Origin of the sequence: Oryzomicrobium sp., from assembly GCF_036820405.1 — a bacterium.
Lineage (GTDB): Bacteria > Pseudomonadota > Gammaproteobacteria > Burkholderiales > Rhodocyclaceae > Oryzomicrobium.
Genome location: NZ_DAISLS010000003.1, coordinates 81,330 through 97,883 on the forward strand (window position 1 = coordinate 81,330; position 16,554 = coordinate 97,883).

Annotated in this window: 15 protein-coding genes; 5 read left to right on the forward strand and 10 right to left on the reverse strand. The window is 70.0% G+C overall.

Going from position 1 to position 16,554, the window contains the following annotated elements:
- The first annotated feature begins 12 nt into the window (after positions 1 to 12).
- Positions 13 to 1,227: an EAL and HDOD domain-containing protein gene (locus tag V7Z98_RS03445; RefSeq protein WP_293263134.1), complete on the forward strand. Its 1,215-nt coding sequence runs from the start codon at positions 13 to 15 to the stop codon at positions 1,225 to 1,227.
- A gap of 148 nt (positions 1,228 to 1,375) precedes the next feature.
- Here the strand turns inward: V7Z98_RS03445 and V7Z98_RS03450 are convergent, their stop codons facing one another.
- The 9 genes from V7Z98_RS03450 to V7Z98_RS03490 form a co-directional block, all read right to left on the reverse strand.
- Positions 1,376 to 2,527 (reverse strand): hypothetical protein, encoded by a 1,152-nt coding sequence (locus tag V7Z98_RS03450; protein ID WP_334156999.1) that lies wholly within the window; start codon positions 2,525 to 2,527, stop codon positions 1,376 to 1,378.
- A gap of 75 nt (positions 2,528 to 2,602) precedes the next feature.
- Positions 2,603 to 2,914 carry a metal-sulfur cluster assembly factor gene (locus tag V7Z98_RS03455; RefSeq protein WP_293263138.1) on the reverse strand — a complete coding sequence of 104 codons (312 nt, stop codon included), beginning with the start codon at positions 2,912 to 2,914 and terminating at the stop codon, positions 2,603 to 2,605.
- Positions 2,915 to 3,084: 170 nt separating this feature from the next.
- The gene (locus tag V7Z98_RS03460) at positions 3,085 to 3,795 is read right to left on the reverse strand and encodes an ABC transporter ATP-binding protein (RefSeq protein WP_293263140.1); all 711 of its coding nucleotides are present in this window, start codon (positions 3,793 to 3,795) and stop codon (positions 3,085 to 3,087) included.
- Positions 3,788 to 4,597: an ABC transporter ATP-binding protein gene (locus tag V7Z98_RS03465; RefSeq protein WP_334157000.1), complete on the reverse strand. Its 810-nt coding sequence runs from the start codon at positions 4,595 to 4,597 to the stop codon at positions 3,788 to 3,790. Before V7Z98_RS03465 ends, V7Z98_RS03460 begins: the two co-directional genes overlap by 8 nt.
- The gene (locus V7Z98_RS03470; protein WP_334157001.1) at positions 4,594 to 5,703 is read right to left on the reverse strand and encodes an ABC transporter permease subunit; all 1,110 of its coding nucleotides are present in this window, start codon (positions 5,701 to 5,703) and stop codon (positions 4,594 to 4,596) included. Before V7Z98_RS03470 ends, V7Z98_RS03465 begins: the two co-directional genes overlap by 4 nt.
- A complete protein-coding gene (locus tag V7Z98_RS03475) occupies positions 5,703 to 6,626 on the reverse strand; it encodes a branched-chain amino acid ABC transporter permease (RefSeq protein WP_334157002.1) in 924 nt (307 codons plus the stop codon). The genes V7Z98_RS03470 and V7Z98_RS03475 overlap by 1 nt, the downstream gene beginning before the upstream one ends.
- A 63-nt stretch (positions 6,627 to 6,689) precedes the next feature.
- On the reverse strand, positions 6,690 to 7,961 hold the full coding sequence (locus V7Z98_RS03480) for a branched-chain amino acid ABC transporter substrate-binding protein (protein ID WP_334157003.1): 1,272 nt from the start codon (positions 7,959 to 7,961) through the stop codon (positions 6,690 to 6,692).
- A 260-nt stretch (positions 7,962 to 8,221) separates the two neighbouring features.
- Complete coding sequence (locus V7Z98_RS03485; RefSeq protein ID WP_293263150.1) at positions 8,222 to 8,530, reverse strand: c-type cytochrome; 309 nt, start codon at positions 8,528 to 8,530, stop codon at positions 8,222 to 8,224.
- A 366-nt stretch (positions 8,531 to 8,896) separates the two neighbouring features.
- Entirely contained in the window at positions 8,897 to 10,429 is a 1,533-nt protein-coding gene (locus tag V7Z98_RS03490; protein ID WP_334157004.1) for a protein adenylyltransferase SelO, read from the reverse strand.
- 296 nt (positions 10,430 to 10,725) lie between these two features.
- Here V7Z98_RS03490 and V7Z98_RS03495 point away from each other — a divergent pair, with 296 nt between their 5' ends.
- Positions 10,726 to 11,403: a c-type cytochrome gene (locus V7Z98_RS03495; protein ID WP_334157005.1), complete on the forward strand. Its 678-nt coding sequence runs from the start codon at positions 10,726 to 10,728 to the stop codon at positions 11,401 to 11,403.
- A gap of 141 nt (positions 11,404 to 11,544) precedes the next feature.
- Here the strand turns inward: V7Z98_RS03495 and ilvD are convergent, their stop codons facing one another.
- Positions 11,545 to 13,395, reverse strand: coding sequence for a dihydroxy-acid dehydratase (gene ilvD / locus V7Z98_RS03500; protein WP_334157006.1), 1,851 nt, complete (start codon positions 13,393 to 13,395; stop codon positions 11,545 to 11,547).
- A gap of 190 nt (positions 13,396 to 13,585) precedes the next feature.
- On the opposite strand from ilvD, the gene lgt reads away from it, so the two are divergent.
- From lgt to V7Z98_RS03515, 3 genes are all read left to right on the forward strand, one after another.
- Positions 13,586 to 14,395, forward strand: a complete 810-nt coding sequence (gene lgt / locus V7Z98_RS03505; RefSeq protein WP_334157007.1) for a prolipoprotein diacylglyceryl transferase — start codon at positions 13,586 to 13,588, stop codon at positions 14,393 to 14,395.
- A 71-nt stretch (positions 14,396 to 14,466) separates the two neighbouring features.
- Positions 14,467 to 15,846 (forward strand): malonyl-CoA decarboxylase, encoded by a 1,380-nt coding sequence (locus tag V7Z98_RS03510; protein ID WP_334157008.1) that lies wholly within the window; start codon positions 14,467 to 14,469, stop codon positions 15,844 to 15,846.
- An 85-nt stretch (positions 15,847 to 15,931) separates the two neighbouring features.
- A complete protein-coding gene (locus V7Z98_RS03515) occupies positions 15,932 to 16,408 on the forward strand; it encodes a VOC family protein (protein ID WP_334157009.1) in 477 nt (158 codons plus the stop codon).
- Positions 16,409 to 16,554: the final 146 nt, after the last annotated feature.

Sequence of the window (16,554 nt, forward strand, 5' to 3'; positions counted from 1 at the left end):
CCGGAACACGCCATGCCCGCCGATCTGTTCTTCTCCCGCGAGCCGGTGGTCAACCGGCACAGCAAGATCATCGCCCACCGCTTCACGGTGCACGACCAAGGCTCCGCCGCCGCGGTGGCCACCGCCCTGAACGCCCTGGACGAGCACTGGCCCCGGGGCGAGCGTTCGGTGTTCGTGCACCTGCCCGGCCTGGACCGGCCCGCCGGCTACCCGGATCTGGCCAGCCTGGCCGACTGGGTGGCGCCGCCCAACGCCACCCTGGAAGTGTCCGCCGGCCTGGTCGCCCAGGCCGCCGGCGAAGAGCCCCTGCAAACCGCCCTGGCGCCCCTGGCCGGGCACCTGTGCCTCGACTTTTCCATGGAGCACGGCGCCGCCGCCCTCAACGCCGTGGCCGGCAGCCGCCTGGCGCCGCGCTTCATCGGTTTCGACGGCCGCACCTTGAGCGCCCCGGCCCTGGCCACCCTGATCGGCAAGACCGGCTCCCTGGGCGTGCCGGTGGTGCTCAACGTGGGCAGCCACGCCGCCTGCCAGGCCGCCCTGGAAGCCGGCGCCAGCGCCGTGGCCGGCTGGTTCTTCCTGCACGGCATCGATGGCCAGGCCAAGGCCACCACCCTGGCCCCATCCGAGGCCCACACCATCCAGGTGCTCAACCTGGTGCGCCAGAACGCCGACCTGCGCGACATCGAAACGGCGCTCAAGCAGGACGTGGCCCTGTCCTACAAGCTGCTGCGCTACATCAACTCGGCGGGTTTCGGCCTCTCGTGCGAAATCCAGTCGTTCCGCCACGCGGTGACCATCCTCGGCTACGAGAAGCTCAACCGCTGGCTGTCGCTGCTGCTCGCCCATTCGAGCAAGGACCCGATGGCGCCGGTGCTGCTGCACACCGCCATCACCCGGGGCCGGCTGATGGAACTGCTCGGCCAGGGCCTGGTGGACCGGCAGGAGCACGACAACCTGTTCATCACCGGCGCCTTCTCGCTGCTCGACGTGATGCTCGGGGTGACCATGGAAACCGCCCTGGAGGCGATGCACCTGCCCGAGCCGATCAGCGACGCCCTGATCGGCGACACCGGCGTCTATGCCGCCTTCCTCGACCTGGCCCGGGCCTGCGAAGCCGGCGACGGCGCCGACCTGGCCCGCCAGGCCGGCATGTTGGGCCTCTCGGCCCAGCAGGTGAACGCCGCCCAGCTGGAAGCCCTGGCCTTCGCGGAAAAGCTGGAATTCTGACGCAGGCGCCCTGACGGGCTGCGCCAAGATCCGCCACTGGCGCGGACTTTCACGGTACACCCGCGAAACGCCGCGCCAGACGCCGCTCTCCAGACCTGCCCTATGAAACCCCGCGCCAGTCGCGGGGTTTCAGCCATCTACCCTCTAATCATCCCCGCTCCGCCGGACGCCGGCCGCGCCGCTGCCGCCGCCCGGCGCGCACCGCCGCGACGGCGGTGAGGGCGAACAGCAGCACCGCCGCCCCGTTGCCCATGCCCCCCGCCAGACGCCAGCCCGGCTCGCCCGCCACATCGCCGAGCAGGCGCAGGGCCAGGGAACCGTGCAGCACCGCCAGAGGCAGGTAGAGGGCCGGCCGGTAGGGGAAGGGCACCCCGGCCACCGACGGCAGCACGATCGGCGCGTGGCCGAAGACCATGGCCAGCACGTAGCCGACGAACAGGGCGTGCAGCGCCGCGTCGTAGTGGGGCCCGGCCCCGGGCAGGCCCCAGGCCAGCAGCATCAAGGCCCCGGCGGCAAGCCACAGGTAGCCGGACAGCAGGCACACCGCGATGTAACGCGGCAGCCCGGGCAGCCGGGCCGACTTCCAGGCCACATCCCGCTTCACCAGCAGGCCGGCAAGGGCCAGGTAGGCCAGGGCCGCGCCCCGGGCCGCCCGATTGCTCCACAAATCCTCGCCACCGCCCAACCCGCCCAGGGCACCGAGGACGCCGGCCAGCACCGCGCCGGCGGCGACCAGGGCCGCCACGGCCACGCCGCGCCGAGCCAGGGGCGAGGGTGGCAGCAGGCGGGACAGTTCCAGCCGCTCCCCAGCGATGGTCAGCACGAGAAAAGCACCCCACCCGGGCACTCCGGCGCGCAGCGGCGCCCCCAGGGCGAAGCCCAGGCAGGCCAGGGCGCCGAGCAGGGCGGCGAGCAGCAGGATGGCGTTGTGCAGGGCCGGCTGGCGCCGCCACACCACGGCGGAGGCAAGCACCAGCACCGCCAGCCCCAAGGCCAGCAGGCCGCCCGCCGCTCCCGGCGCGGCCCCTGCCAGCAGGGCCACGCCGCCCAGGCCGCACAGGGCCGGGGCCAGGTAGGCCCAGGGGCGGTCGAGGGCCACCGCCCGCTCCAGGCTGATGACGGTGCCGAAGAAGGCGGCGGCCATCAGGGGGCCGTGAAAACCGGCGGCGGTGGGCGGCGGCAGGGCCGCACCGCCGGTCAGATCGGCCAGCCCGGGCAGGCGGCCGAGACCGCCCCACAGGCCGCTGACCAGAGCAACCACGGCGAAAAGAAAGAGAGGGATACGGTAGCGGACCGGCATGGCAAGGATTCCGTGGATTCCGGTGCGTGGCTTGCGGCTTGAGGCGTGGGCGCGGAGGGGCTCGAAGCTCGGAACTCACTCCCAGCCGAAGTGCTGCTTGGCGCTGTCCGACAGGCGCTCCGGCCCCCAGGGGGGCTCCCACACCAGGTCCAGGTCCACCACGGTGCCCGGCGGCACCGCGCCCTGCACCGCCTCCTCGGCGTCGCCCAGGATCAGGTTGCCCATGGGGCAGCCCGGGCTGGTCAGGGTCAGGCGCACGGTCACCTGGCCCGGGGCCACCTCGACCCCGTAGACCAGACCCAGGTCCACGATGTTGATGCCGTGCTCCGGGTCGGAGACGGTGGAAAGGGCCGCCAGCACGGCGGTCTGGTCGGGTACGGTGGCCATGGTCGTCCTTTCATTGCACGCCGCGCTCGCCGCCGCGTTCCGGAAGGCCGGAAGGGGAGCGCGGGCAGGGAGCAGACTACATCGAGGCCGCGATGTGCGGCTTTGCCTTGCGGCAAAAATGGCGGAAACGCCGCCGGGGCGCACGACCAGCGTCGCATCCCCCCGGCGCCCTATTCCCCCAGGTAGGCCGCCCGCACCCGGGGATCGGCGAGCAGGCGGGGGGCGTCGTCGGCCAGGGTCACTTCGCCGGATTCGAGCACGTAGCCCCGGTCGGCGGCTTGCAACGCCAGACGGGCGTTCTGCTCCACCAGCAATACCGTGACGCCGGCGGCGCGCACCTCGCGGATCACCTCGAAGACCTTCTGCACCATCAGCGGCGCCAGGCCCATGGAAGGCTCGTCGAGCAAGAGCAGGCGCGGCTCGCCCATCAGGGCCCGGGCGATGGCCAGCATCTGCTGTTCGCCGCCGGACAGGGTGCCGGCCAGCTGGGCACGCCGCTCCTTGAGGCGCGGCATCAGGGCGTAGGCCCGCTCCAACCCCCGGGCCAGGGCCTGGCGGCCGGCCCGGCCGGAGAGGGAGTAGGCGCCCATGTCCAGGTTCTCTTCCACCGTCAGCCGGGCGAACACGCCGCGGCCCTCGGGCACCAGGGCGATGCCGGCGCGGATCAGCTCATGGGGCGCCAGCTCGGCCAGCTCCCGCCCTTCGTAGCGCAGGCTGCCGGCGGCGGGCAGTTGCCGGGCCAGGGCCTTGAGGGTGGAGGTCTTGCCGGCGCCGTTGGCGCCGATCAGGGCCACCAGTTCCCCGGCGTTGACGTGGAAGGTGATGCCCTTGACGGCGCGGATGCCGCCGTAGGCCACGGCCAGGCCGGTGACTTCAAGCATGGCCGCCCTCCCCCGCTCCACCCTGGCCCGCCTCGTCCGGTGCGGCGCCCAGGTAGGCCTCGATCACCCGGGGGTCGCGCTGCACCACCGCCGGCACGTCCTCCACCACCAGTTGGCCGTAGTCGAGCACCGCCACCCGGTCGCACAGGCCCATCACCAGCTTCACGTCGTGCTCGATCAGCAGCACGGTGACGCCGTCGGCGCGGATGCCGGCGATCAGGGTGCGCAGGGCGGCGCGCTCGGTGGCGTTCATGCCCGCCGCCGGCTCGTCGAGGCACAGCAGACGCGGGTCGGTGGCCAGGGCCCGGGCGATCTCCAGGCGGCGCTGGTCGCCGTAGGAGAGGTGCTTGGCCAGGTCGTGAGCCCGGTCGGCGATGCCCACGTAGTGGAGCAGTTCGTCGGCGCGCCGGGCGATGGCCGCTTCCTCGGCCCGGGTGCGCGGGTCGCGCAGGATGGCGCCGATCACCCCGGCCCGGGTGCGCACGTGGCGGCCGACCATGACGTTCTCCCGGGCGGTCATGTGGGCGAACAGGCGGATGTTCTGGAAGGTCCGGGCGATGCCGCGCCGGGCCGCCTGGTGCGGCGCGCTGGCCTTGAGCGGCGCCCCGGCGAAGGTGAAGCCGCCGCCGTCCGGGGCGTACAGGCCGGTCAGGCAATTGAAGAAGGTGGTCTTGCCGGCGCCGTTGGGGCCGATCAGGCCGTAGATTTCCCCGGGGGCGATGGACAGGGACACGTCCTTGAGGGCCTTCACCCCGCCGAAGTGCTTGGCCACTCCCCGGGCGTCGAGCAGGGGGGCGCTCATGGGCCGCTCCGCTTCAGTTCGCGCTTGCGCAGGGGCGAGGGCCACAGCCCCGCCGGGCGGTAGAGCATGACCAGGATCAGGGCCAGGCCGAAGAGCAGCATGCGCAGGCTTTCCGGGTCCACCACCACGTGGCCGAACAGGTATTTTTGCACCGGCACCGCAGCGTAGCGGAAGGCCTCCGGCAGCAGCGACAGCAGCACGGCGCCGAGGATCACCCCGGGGATGTGGCCCATGCCGCCCAGCACCACCATGCACAGCACCATCACCGATTCCATCAGGCTGAAGGATTCGGGGCTGACGAAGGCCTGGAAGCCGGCGAACAGCCCGCCGGCCACGCCGCCGAAGCTGGCGCCCATGGCGAAGGCGAGCAGCTTGATGTTGCGCGTGTCGATGCCGCAGGCCTTGGCCGCCACCTCGTCCTCGCGGATCGCCACCCAGGCCCGGCCGATGCGCGAGTTCTCCAGGCGCAGGGTGACGAACACCACCCCCAGGGCGAGCAGCAGGAAGACGTAGTAGGTGGCCGCCAGGGGCGGCAGGATGATGCCGGCCACCACCACCGGCTTGGCCAGGGAAACGCCGAAGAAGGCCAGGGGATCGATGCCCGACACGCCCTGGGGGCCGTTGGTGATGTTCACCGGGGCGTTCAGGTTGTTGAGGAAGATGCGCACGATCTCGCCGAAGCCCAGGGTGACGATGGCCAGGTAGTCGCCGCGCAGGCGCAGGGTGGGTGCCCCCAGGATGACGCCGAACAGCCCGGCCAGGGCCGCCCCGGCGGGCAGGATGGCCCAGGCCGGCAGGTGCAGGCCGAAGTGGGGCGAGGCGAGCAGGGCGTACATGTAGGCGCCCACGGCGTAGAAGGCGATGTAGCCCAGGTCGAGCAGCCCGGCAAAGCCGACCACGATGTTGAGCCCGAGGGCGAGCATCACGTAGAGCACGGCGAAGTTGAGGGTGCGCAGCCAGGCGTTGCCCAGGCCGAGCACCCCGCCCACCAGCCAGGGCAGCAGCGCCAGCAGCAGGGCCAGGCCGGCGTAGGCGACCCATACCCGGGCGGGGATGGGGGCAGAGACCGGGGCGCGGCCGGCGGCGGAAGCGGGAGCGGCCGCCATCACGCCCGCTCCGCGACTTTTTCGCCGACCAGGCCCGAGGGACGGAACACCAGCACGGCGATCAGGACGAAGAAGGCGAACACGTCCTGGTAGTTGGAACCGAAGAAGCCGCCGGTCAGGTCGCCGATGTAGCCGGCCCCCAGGGATTCGATCAGGCCGAGCAGGATGCCGCCGACCATGGCCCCGGCCAGGTTGCCGATGCCCCCCAGCACGGCGGCGGTGAAGGCCTTCAGGCCGAGGATGAAGCCCATGTAGTAGTGGGCGATCGAATAGTTGGCGCTGACCATCAGCCCGGCCAGGGCCGCCAGGGCCGAGCCAAGGACGAAGGTCAGGGAGACGATGCGGTTCACGTCCACCCCCATCAGCTGGGCGATGGCCGGATTCTCGGCGGTGGCGCGCATCGCCCGGCCCAGCTTGGTGCGCAGCACCAGCAGCATCAGGCCGGCCATGGTCAGGGCGGCGAGCAACACGGTGAGCACCTGGAGCAGGGTGATGGTGGCGCCGAACACGTCGTACTGGCGTTCCGGCACCAGGTTGGGAAAGGCATGGTAGTTGCGCCCCCACACCATCATGGCGCCGTTTTGCAGCACGATCGACACGCCGATGGCGGTGATCAGTGGCGCCAGCCGGGGCGCGCCGCGCAGGGGGCGGTAGGCGATGCGCTCGACGGTATAGCCCACCGCCATGCACAGCAGGGCGGCTACGGCCAGGCCGGCCAGGGCCGCCACGGGCAGGGGCACGCCCAGGCCAAGCAATCCGGTGATGGTCGAATAGGCGGTCAGGGCACCGAGCATGACCACCTCGCCGTGGGCGAAGTTGATCAGGCCGAGGATGCCGTAGACCATGGTGTAGCCCAGGGCGACCAGGGCGTAGATGCTGCCCAGGACCAGCCCGTTGATGATCTGCTGGATGAAGATGTCCATGGCCCGTCGCCTTTGGGTCCAGCATGGAAAAACGGCGCCTGGGAAGGCGCCGTCGCGGTTGGTTTATTTTTGCCCGTCGCCCTTGGCCGGGACAGGGGCATCGCCGCCGGCGCCACCGGCGCCGCCGCCCACGGTCTCGACGAATTGCAGCTTGCCGCCGACGTACTTGTAGAGCGAGATGGGGCCGCTCTTCAGGTCGCCCTTGGCGTCGAAGGCGATGCGGGCGGTGACGCCCTGGTAGTCGGTCTTGGCCACCTCCGGCAGGTACTTGGCCGGGTCCGCCGAGCCGGCGCGCTTCATGGCGTCGGCCAGCACCATGGTGGCGTCGTAGACGTAGGGCGCGTAGAGCTGGATGTCGGTGTTGAACTTGACCTTGAACTTGTTCACGAAGGCCGGCCCGCCGGGCATCTTGTCCAGGGGCACCCCGGGCAGGGAGCACATCTGGCCCTCGGCGGCCTCGCCGGCCAGTTTCATGAATTCGGGGGTGCAGCCGCCGTCGCCGGTGAGGAAGTTGGACTTGATGCCCAGTTCACGCAGCTGCTTCATCAGGGGCCCGGCCTGGGCGTCCATGCCGGCATAAACGATCAGGTCGGGCTTTTTCGACTTGATCTTGGTGAGGATGGCCTTGAAGTCGGTGGCCTTGTCGTTGGTGAATTCCCGGGCCACCACCTCGCCGCCGTTGGCCTTGATCGACTTCTCGACCTCGTCGGCCAGGCCCTGGCCGTAGGCGGTGCGGTCGTCCACCAGGGCGATCTTCTTCGCCCCCAGCGCCTTCACCCCGTACTCGCCCAGCACCAGGCCCTGCTGCACGTCGTTGGTCATGACGCGGAAGGCGGTGTTGAAGCCCTGCTGGGTGTACTTGGGGTTGGTGGCCGAGCCGGACACCTGGGGAATGCCGGCGTCGAAGTAGATCTTCGACGCCGGGATGGTGGTGCCGGAATTGAGGTGGCCGACGATGCCGTTCACCTTGGCGTCCACCAGCTTCTGGGCAACGATGGTGCCCTGCTTGGGATCGGCCTGATCGTCCTCGGAAAGCAGCTCGAACTTGGCCTTGGCGCCGCCGATCTCGACGCCCTGGGCGTTGAGGTCGTCGATGGCGAGCAGGGCGCCGTCCTCGTTGTCCTTGCCCAGGTGGGCCTGGGGCCCGGTGAGGGGGCCGACGTGGCCGATGCGCACGGTGATCGTCGGCGCGGCAGCCGGAGCCGCGGCAGGGGCGGCCGCCGGCTTGGGCTCTTCCTTGTTGCCGCAGCCGGCCAGGGCGGCGGCGATCAGCAGGGCCAGGGGCACCGCGCTGGCAAGGGGATGGGCCGGGCGGGCGGGGCAAGTCTTGGTCATGGTTCCGATTCTCCGCAGGGTTCGGACAGGGTCCGGAAACGCCGCACCCGGTTCGGGCAGGGCGGCAGGGGAAAACGTACGGCCGACAACACAAAGAGCTTTCCGGGCCATTCTGCGAGTGGCCGCTTTTGCCTGTCAATCAGGCGCCGCACAAGCCCTGCGCGGTTTTTCACGGTCCGGCACGATGCACCAAAATGGACACAAAAAAAGCCGGGAGTCCTAAGACTCCCGGCTTTTTGCGCACTGCGGTCAGGCGAGGCTCACTTCTGGGACAGGACCCACTTCACCAGCTTGTGCAGATCGTCGTCGCTGACAGCGGCGTTGGGGGGCATCGGGACGGGGCCCCAGACGCCGGAACCGCCCTTCTTCACCTTCTCGACCAGCTTGGCTTCGGCGGTCTTGTCGCCGGCGTACTTCTTGGCCACGTCCTTGTAGGACGGACCGACCAGCTTCTTGTCGACGGCGTGGCAGGCCAGACAGCCCTTGGACTTGGCCAGGGCTTCGTCAGCCTGGGCGGCACCGGCGGACAGCAGGCCGGCGACGGCCAGGAGGGACAGGATTGCTTTCATGATCTCGCTCCGTGATTGATTGGTTGAACAACAGCTCGGGGATGGTACTGGCTTTTGCCCCCCTTGGGAACGCCGCGCCTACCGTCAAAACTACCTAACAGCGGGGTCGCCGGGCCGTTTTCCGCCGGATGCGGGCCAGGCGGTTAACGCGCCGGTCCGGCCCGGCGTTGACCTTGCGCGGCGTGCCCGGCATCCCGAGCCGGCCCGGCCTCAGGCGCACGCGGCCGCCGGCGGCGGCGCCCGATACTTGAAAAAAATTAATACATTCCACCAGAAAAAAATCGAAGGTCCCTGCCAATACTTGATCTTGACGATAGGCCCCGCGCAATACATGAGAAAAATTAATATATCGCGGACAAGGCGCCATCAGGTGCCGCAGAAGGTCTGGTAGGAGGCGGTGAAGCCGGCCGCCGCCGGCTCGGCGTAGCGGGCATCTTCCGGGCGTTCGTCGTAGGGCCGGCGCAGGGCCGCCAGCAGCGCCTCGAAGGGGGCCAGGTCGCCCCGGTCGGAGGCGGCGGCCAGGGCCTCCTCGACCCGGTGGTTGCGCGGGATGATCCGGGGATTGGCCCGGCGCATCCGCGCGGCCCGGGCGGCCCAGGCTGCGGCGGGAGCGTCGCCGCCCTCTTCGGCGGCACAGCGCGCCCGCCAGCGGGCCAGCCAGGCCGCCAAGGCGGACTGGTCAGGGAGCAGGGCGGCCAGGGCCGTACCTCCCGCCGCCACGCCCCCTGCGCCGGCCGCATCCGCCAGATGCCGCCAGGCCAGGGTGAAGTCGGCCCGGGCGGCCTGGAGCAGAGCGAGCCAGTCGGCGGCCAGGGCGACGTCCGCCGCAGCCTCATCCTCCGTGCTGTTGCCCACCGCGGCCAGGCCCAGCTTGGCCCGCATCGTCGCCAGCCAGCAGGCCTGGTAGTCGGCGACGAAGCCGTCCACCGCCCCGGTGGCCAGGGCCACGGCCTCGCCGCCATCCTCGGCCAGCAGGGGCACCAGGGTTTCCGCCAGGCGGGCCAGGTTCCACTGGGCGATGGCGGGCTGGTTGGCGTAGGCGTAGCGGCCGTATTCGTCGATCGAACTGAACACCGTCCCCGGGTCGTAGGCCTCCATGAAGGCGCAGGGGCCGTAGTCGATGGTCTCGCCGGGAATGCTCATGTTGTCGGTGTTCATCACCCCGTGGATGAAGCCCACGCCCATCCAGCAGGCCACCAGCTCGGCCTGGCGCCGCACCACGGCGCGAAGGAAATCCAGGTAGAGCGCGGTGCCGCTGGCCAGGTCCGGGTAATGGCGGGCGATGGCGTAGTCGGCCAGTTGCCGCACCCGGTCATGGTCGCCCCGGGCGGCGAAGAACTGGAAGGTGCCAACCCGCAGGTGGCTGGCCGCCACCCGGGTGAGGACGGCGCCGGGCAGGGGCGCGCCCCGGGCCACCGCCTCGCCGGTGCCGGCCACGGCCAGGGCCCGGGTGGTGGGAATGCCCAGGGCGTGCATGGCCTCGCCGATCAGCACCTCGCGCAGCATCGGGCCCAGGGCGGCCTTGCCGTCGCCGCGCCGGGCGAAGGGGGTGGGGCCCGAGCCCTTGAAGGCGATGTCGCGCCGTGCGCCGTGACGGTCCAGCACCTCGCCGATCAGGAGGGCCCGGCCGTCGCCGAGCTGGGGCGAGAAGCCGCCGAACTGGTGGCCGGCGTAGGCCTGGGCGATGGGCTCGGCCCCGTCCGGCAGGGCGTTGCCGGCGAACAGGTCGGCCAGTTGCCCGGCATCCAGGGACGCCAGGTCCAGGCCCAGCTCCTCGGCCAGGGCGGCGTTGAGGAACAGCAGCCGGGGCGCCGGGGCCGGCTGGGGCTGCCAGGGGACGTAGAAGCCGGGCAGGTCCCGGGCGTAGCTGTTGTCGAAGGTGAAACCGCTTTTGAACATGAAATCCTCTCGACCGGGCACAGCGGGGAAACCGACCCCGCCGCGCCGGGCCATGTCGATGTTAGACCGGGCAAACCGGAAATCGGCACCCGAGCGCGCCATGGTGCTGGGCCAGGGCGGTCGCCCGACGACGAACGCCGTGCCGACCTGGGGCCAGGGGCTCTGCCGTACCGGAAGCCCCGGCGCGCCATTCCGGAGATTTGCGCTGGATCAATGAAGCTCGGAGCATTGCCGAAACGGCGAAAAAAAATGACGTTAAAATCGCAAGGTTTGCCATTCAACTCAGGGAGAAACCGATGTTTCCTCGGCTGACCGGACGCCTTGCCCGGCTACGCCCGCATGGCCTGCTGGCCGCCTTGCTGGTACCGCTGCCCCTGCTCGGACCGCTCGACGCGGCCGCCCAGGGCGAAAAGCCCATCGACCTGGTCAAGGCCTGGGAAGCCGACGCCGGCAAGAAGACCAGCGCCATCGGCGCGGGGAAAAAGGCCGCGTTCTTCTGCGCCAATTGCCACGGGGATGATGGCAACAGCCGCTACCCGGAAGTTCCCAACCTGGCCGCGCAAAATTCCGCCTACCTGGTGGAGCAGATCCGCAAGTTCGGCAGCGGCGAGCGCAAGGACGACTTCATGCAGGGCCTGATCAAGGTGCTCAACGACGAGCAAAAGGCCCAGATCGCCCTGTTCTACGCCGACGCCAAGGTCAGCCCGATCAAGGCCGGCGCAGTGGGCGACATCAACCGGGGCAAGGGCCTGTTCAGCCGGGTGTGCAGCGGCTGTCACGGCGCCGAGGCCAAAGGCAACGAGACCATTCCGCGGCTGGCCGGCCAGCAGGGCGAATACCTGAAGAAATCCCTGCTGCGCTATCGCAACAAGAGCGGCGAGCGTCTCTACGCGCCGATGAGCGCGGTGACCGCCCAGTTGAGCGACAGCGACGTGGAAGCGGTGGTGGCCTACCTGTCGGCCCTTAAGAACTGATCAGGCATCGCGCCGGGCACCTGGCGCCTAGCCAGGCGCCGATGCGACGAAGGGGCTCCCGCGGGAGCCCCTTCGCTTGTGTCCCGCGCCACACCTCGATTCTCCAGCCGGAGGACCGGAAAACCGAGGCCGCGCCGGAAATCAGCGCTTGAGCTGGGACAGGTCGCGCACCGCGCCCCGGTCGGCCGAGGTGGCCATCAGGGCGTAGGCTTGCAGGGCTACCGACACCTTGCGCTCCCGGTCGGCCGGCTTCCAGGCGGCGTCGCCCTTGGCGTCCATGGCGGCACGGCGGGCAGCCAGGTCGGCGTCGCTGATCTTGAGCTGGATCGAGCGGTTGGGGATGTCGATCTCGATGGTGTCGCCGGTTTCCACCAAGCCGATGGCGCCGCCCTCGGCGGCTTCCGGCGAGGCGTGGCCGATGGACAGGCCCGAGGTGCCGCCGGAGAAGCGGCCGTCGGTGAGCAGGGCGCATTCCTTGCCCAGGCCGCGGGACTTGAGGTACGAGGTCGGGTAGAGCATTTCCTGCATGCCCGGGCCGCCCTTGGGGCCTTCGTAGCGCACGATCACCACGTCGCCGGACACCACCTCGCCGTCGAGGATGCCCTTGACCGCGTCGTCCTGGCTTTCATAGACCCGGGCATGGCCGGTGAACTTGAGGATGGAATCGTCCACCCCGGCGGTCTTCACGATGCAGCCGTTCTCAGCGATGTTGCCGTAGAGCACGGCCAGGCCGCCATCCTGGGAATAGGCGTTTTCCTTGTTGCGGATGCAGCCGTGGGTGCGGTCCAGGTCCAGTTCCGGGTAGCGGCGCTCCTGGGAGAAGGCCGTCTGGGTGGGCACACCGCCGGGGGCGGCCTTGAAGAATTCGAGCACGCCCAGGGACGGGGTGCGCATCACGTCGTGGGTGTCGATGGCTTCGCCCAGGGTCTTGGCGTGGACGGTGGGCACGTCGCGGTGGATCAGGCCGGCCCGGTCCATTTCGCCGAGGATGCCCATGATGCCGCCGGCCCGGTGCACGTCCTCGATGTGGTACTTCTCGGTGGCCGGGGCCACCTTGGCCAGGCAGGGCACCTGGCGCGAGATGCGGTCGATGTCGGACAGGGTGAAGTCCACCCCGCCTTCCTGGGCGGCGGCCAGGATGTGCAGCACGGTGTTGGTGGAACCGCCCATGGCCACGTCCAGGCTCATGGCGTTCTCGAAGGCCTGCTTGCTGGCGATGGCCCGGGGCAGCACCGAGGCGTCGTCCTGCTCGTAGTAGCGGCGCGCCAGTTCGACGACCTGCCGGCCGGCGGCGAGGAACAGCTTCTTGCGGTCGGCGTGGGTCGCCACCACGGTGCCGTTGCCCGGCAGGGACAAGCCCAGGGCTTCGGTCAGGCAGTTCATCGAGTTGGCGGTGAACATGCCGGAACAGGAGCCGCAGGTGGGGCAGGCGGAACGCTCGAAGGCGGCCACGTCCTCGTCGGAACAGGAGCTGTCGCCGGCCTTGATCATGGCGTCGATCAGGTCGATGGCGATGGTCTTGCCCTGCCATTGCACCTTGCCCGCCTCCATGGGGCCGCCGGAGACGAAGATCGCCGGGATGTTGAGGCGCATGGCGGCCATCAGCATCCCCGGGGTGATCTTGTCGCAGTTGGAGATGCACACCATGGCGTCGGCGCAGTGGGCGTTGACCATGTACTCCACCGAGTCAGCGATCAGGTCCCGGGAGGGCAGGCTGTAGAGCATGCCGTCGTGGCCCATGGCGATGCCGTCGTCCACGGCGATGGTATTGAATTCCTTGGCGATGCCGCCCGCCGCCTCGATCTCGCGGGCCACCAGCTGGCCCAGGTCCTTGAGGTGCACGTGGCCCGGGACGAACTGGGTGAAGGAGTTCACCACGGCGATGATCGGCTTGCCGAAATCGCCTTCCTTCATGCCGGTGGCGCGCCACAGGGCGCGGGCGCCGGCCATGTTGCGGCCATGGGTGGAGGTGCGGGAACGGTACTGGGGCATGGTGCGGACTCCTGGAACCTGGGTGCAAAAGCCTAGTGGGCCTGGCAGGCCTGACGGGGAACAAAAAGCCGCATGGCCGACGCACCCCGTGAGCAGGCTCGGGGGTGGTCCGCCTGGGGCGGACCGGCGAGGGCGATGCGGCGTAACGCCTATAATCTTGCCATTCTATCTGCGAAAGAACGGCTCGCCCATGCTCGTCCACCCCCAGTTCGACCCCGTCGCCCTGGCCATCGGCCCCCTGGCCGTGCGCTGGTATGGCCTGATGTACCTGCTGGCCTTCCTGCAATTCTGGTTTCTCGGCCGGCGCCGTGCCCTGGCCAGCGCCGGCCAGGCCAAGCCGTGGAGCGTCGAGGAGCTGGACGACCTGCTCTTCTGGGGCGCCATCGGCGTGGTGCTCGGCGGCCGCCTCGGCCAGGTGCTGTTCTACGAGCCGGGCTACTACTTCAGCCACCCCCTGGAGATCGTGGCGGTGTGGAAGGGCGGCATGAGCTTCCACGGCGGCTTTCTCGGCGTCCTCGCTGCCTTCACCCTGTTCGCGCGCAAGACCGGGCGCAGCTGGTTCCAGGTGGCCGACTTCGTTGCGCCCCTGGTGCCCCTGGGCCTGTTCTTCGGGCGCATCGGCAACTTCATCAACGGCGAGCTGTGGGGCCGCCCGGCGGACCCGTCCTTGCCCTGGGCGATGGTCTTCCCCCAGGTGGACAGCTTGCCGCGCCACCCCTCCCAGCTCTACGAGGCCGGCCTGGAAGGGCTGGTGCTGTTCGCCGTGCTGTGGCTGTATTCGGCCACGCCGCGCCCCGCCGGCCGGGTGTCGGGCCTGTTTCTGATCGGCTACGGCCTGGCCCGCTTCGTCGGCGAATTCTTCCGCACTCCGGACGACGGCATCTTCGGCCTGTCCACCACCGTCAGCATGGGCCAGTGGCTGTCCCTGCCGATGATCGCCGCCGGCCTGTGGCTGCTGCTGCGCCGCGCTCCAGCCACCGCTCCGAAACCGGCGCCCTGAGCCATTCTGCGCGGCACGGCGGTTGACTCCCCTTCTTCGTGGGGCAGAATCGGGAGGTCAAGGAGGGAATCATGACCAGCACCGCTCACGCCGCCGCCCAGCCCGCCCCCGTGGAAGGACTCCCGGCCAAGGAACTGGAGCGCATCCGCGCCCAGTTGCAAGAATGCGCCGCCAGCCTGGGTGGCGAGGTCTCGGCACGCAACCGGGCCGCGCGCCTGGGCGAGACCTACCTCAAGCTCGACGCCGCCGGCCGCCGCGCCGTGCTGCAATTGATCGCCCGGGATTTCGGCCCGGACCCGGTCAAGGTGGCCAGCGCCCACGCCACCTGGCAATCGTCCATCGGCACCCCGGCCGAGGGCGAGGCGGAGGCGGCCCTGCGCGCCGCCATGCGCTCGGCGCGCATCCGCATCATGACCCAGTTCCTCGCCCTGCCCCAGGGCGTCAAGTTCCTGGTGGACCTGCGCGCCGACCTGCTGCGCTTCCTGCCCCACGCCCCCGAACTGGCGGTGCTCGACCGGGAACTGGAAGCGCGCCTGTCGGCCTGGTTCGACGTGGGCTTCCTGGAATTGCAGCGGCTCACCTGGCATTCCCCCGCCGGCCTGCTGGAAAAGCTGATCGCCTACGAGGCGGTGCATGAAATCCAGTCCTGGGCCGACCTGAAGAACCGGGTCGATTCGGACCGGCGCTGCTACGCCTTCTTCCACCCGCGCATGCCCGACGAGCCGCTGATCTTCGTCGAGGTGGCCCTGTGCGACCACCTGGCCGGCAACGTCCAGGACCTGCTCGACGTGCATGCCCCGGTGTTCGACCCGAAACGGGCCGACACCGCCATCTTCTACTCGATCTCCAACACCCAGACCGGGCTGCGCGGCGTGTCCTTCGGCAACTTCCTGCTGAAGCGGGTGATCGACGACCTGAAGCGCGACTACCCGCGCCTCGACACCTTCGCCACCCTGTCGCCGCTCCCTGGCTTCCGCGCCTGGAGCGAGGCCCACGGCGACAAGGAGAGCGACGCGGCACCGGGCGAGTGGGCCCGGGCCTTTCCCGAGGTCGAGCGGCAGCGCATCGCCAAGCTGGCCGGCATCGCCCCCACCCTGCACGCCATCCGCAACCTGCTCGCCACCCCGGCCTGGGCCGGCCCCGACGCCGATCCCCGCCTGGTGGGCGCCCTGCGCGACGGGCTGGAGCGCCTGGCCGCCCGCTACCTGGTCACCGCCACCCTGAAGGGCAAGCCCCGGGACCCGGTGGCCCGCTTCCACTTGGGCAACGGTGCCCGCATCGAGCGCCTCAACATGCTCGCCGACACCTCGGCCAAGGGTTACGGCCAGTCCTACGGAATGATGGTGAACTACCTGTACCGGCCCGAGGACATCGAGGAAAACGTGGAAGCCCTGCTGCGCGACGGCACCATCGCCGCCGTGGCCAAGGTGCGCCGCGCCGCCCGGGACTGAGCGGGGCCACGCCCTGTGCTCCCCGGAAACCGGGCGCCGCCATGCGTATAATTATGAATTTTTAACGCATTCAAGGAGAAACCCCATGAGCCAGCGTCCGTTCAAGGTGCTCGGTATCCAGCAGATCGCCATCGGCGGCCCGTCCAAGGACAAGCTCAAGACCCTGTGGGTGGACATGCTCGGCCTGGAGGTCACCGGCAATTTCGTGTCCGAGCGCGAGAACGTGGACGAGGACATCTGCGCCATGGGCAAGGGCCCCTTCAAGGTGGAAGTGGACCTGATGCAGCCCCTGGACCCGGAAAAGAAGCCGGCGGTGCACGCCACCCCGCTCAACCACGTGGGCCTGTGGATCGACGACCTGCCCAAGGCGGTGGAATGGCTCAGCACCAACGGCGTGCGCTTCGCCCCGGGCGGCATCCGCAAGGGCGCGGCCGGCTTCGACATCTGCTTCCTGCACCCCAAGGGCAATGAGGAAGCCCCGATCGGCGGCGAAGGGGTGCTGATCGAACTGGTCCAGGCGCCCCAGGAAGTGGTGGAAGCCTTCGCCAAGCTGGCCGGCTGACGTCCCGCCAATCCCGCCGGCTGCACCTATGTAACGGCGGCCAGTTGCGGGGTGGCGCGGAGGCGGCGCCCCCTACCCCGCCGCCGGCTTGCGGGCAATCACCCCGGGGCCGTGCGGCCCCACTGCCCGCGCTGCCCCACCGCCCG

Excerpts from the sequence above, each read along its gene's own strand:
- V7Z98_RS03445 (WP_293263134.1), top strand. The coding sequence starts at position 13 with ATGCCCGCCGATCTGTTCTTCTCCCGCGAGCCGGTGGTCAACCGGCAC.
- V7Z98_RS03450 (WP_334156999.1), bottom strand. The coding sequence starts at position 2,527 with ATGCCGGTCCGCTACCGTATCCCTCTCTTTCTTTTCGCCGTGGTTGCT.
- V7Z98_RS03455 (WP_293263138.1), bottom strand. The coding sequence starts at position 2,914 with ATGGCCACCGTACCCGACCAGACCGCCGTGCTGGCGGCCCTTTCCACC.
- V7Z98_RS03460 (WP_293263140.1), bottom strand. The coding sequence starts at position 3,795 with ATGCTTGAAGTCACCGGCCTGGCCGTGGCCTACGGCGGCATCCGCGCC.
- V7Z98_RS03465 (WP_334157000.1), bottom strand. The coding sequence starts at position 4,597 with ATGAGCGCCCCCCTGCTCGACGCCCGGGGAGTGGCCAAGCACTTCGGC.
- V7Z98_RS03470 (WP_334157001.1), bottom strand. The coding sequence starts at position 5,703 with ATGGCGGCCGCTCCCGCTTCCGCCGCCGGCCGCGCCCCGGTCTCTGCC.
- V7Z98_RS03475 (WP_334157002.1), bottom strand. The coding sequence starts at position 6,626 with ATGGACATCTTCATCCAGCAGATCATCAACGGGCTGGTCCTGGGCAGC.
- V7Z98_RS03480 (WP_334157003.1), bottom strand. The coding sequence starts at position 7,961 with ATGACCAAGACTTGCCCCGCCCGCCCGGCCCATCCCCTTGCCAGCGCG.
- V7Z98_RS03485 (WP_293263150.1), bottom strand. The coding sequence starts at position 8,530 with ATGAAAGCAATCCTGTCCCTCCTGGCCGTCGCCGGCCTGCTGTCCGCC.
- V7Z98_RS03490 (WP_334157004.1), bottom strand. The coding sequence starts at position 10,429 with ATGTTCAAAAGCGGTTTCACCTTCGACAACAGCTACGCCCGGGACCTG.
- V7Z98_RS03495 (WP_334157005.1), top strand. The coding sequence starts at position 10,726 with ATGTTTCCTCGGCTGACCGGACGCCTTGCCCGGCTACGCCCGCATGGC.
- ilvD (WP_334157006.1), bottom strand. The coding sequence starts at position 13,395 with ATGCCCCAGTACCGTTCCCGCACCTCCACCCATGGCCGCAACATGGCC.
- lgt (WP_334157007.1), top strand. The coding sequence starts at position 13,586 with ATGCTCGTCCACCCCCAGTTCGACCCCGTCGCCCTGGCCATCGGCCCC.
- V7Z98_RS03510 (WP_334157008.1), top strand. The coding sequence starts at position 14,467 with ATGACCAGCACCGCTCACGCCGCCGCCCAGCCCGCCCCCGTGGAAGGA.
- V7Z98_RS03515 (WP_334157009.1), top strand. The coding sequence starts at position 15,932 with ATGAGCCAGCGTCCGTTCAAGGTGCTCGGTATCCAGCAGATCGCCATC.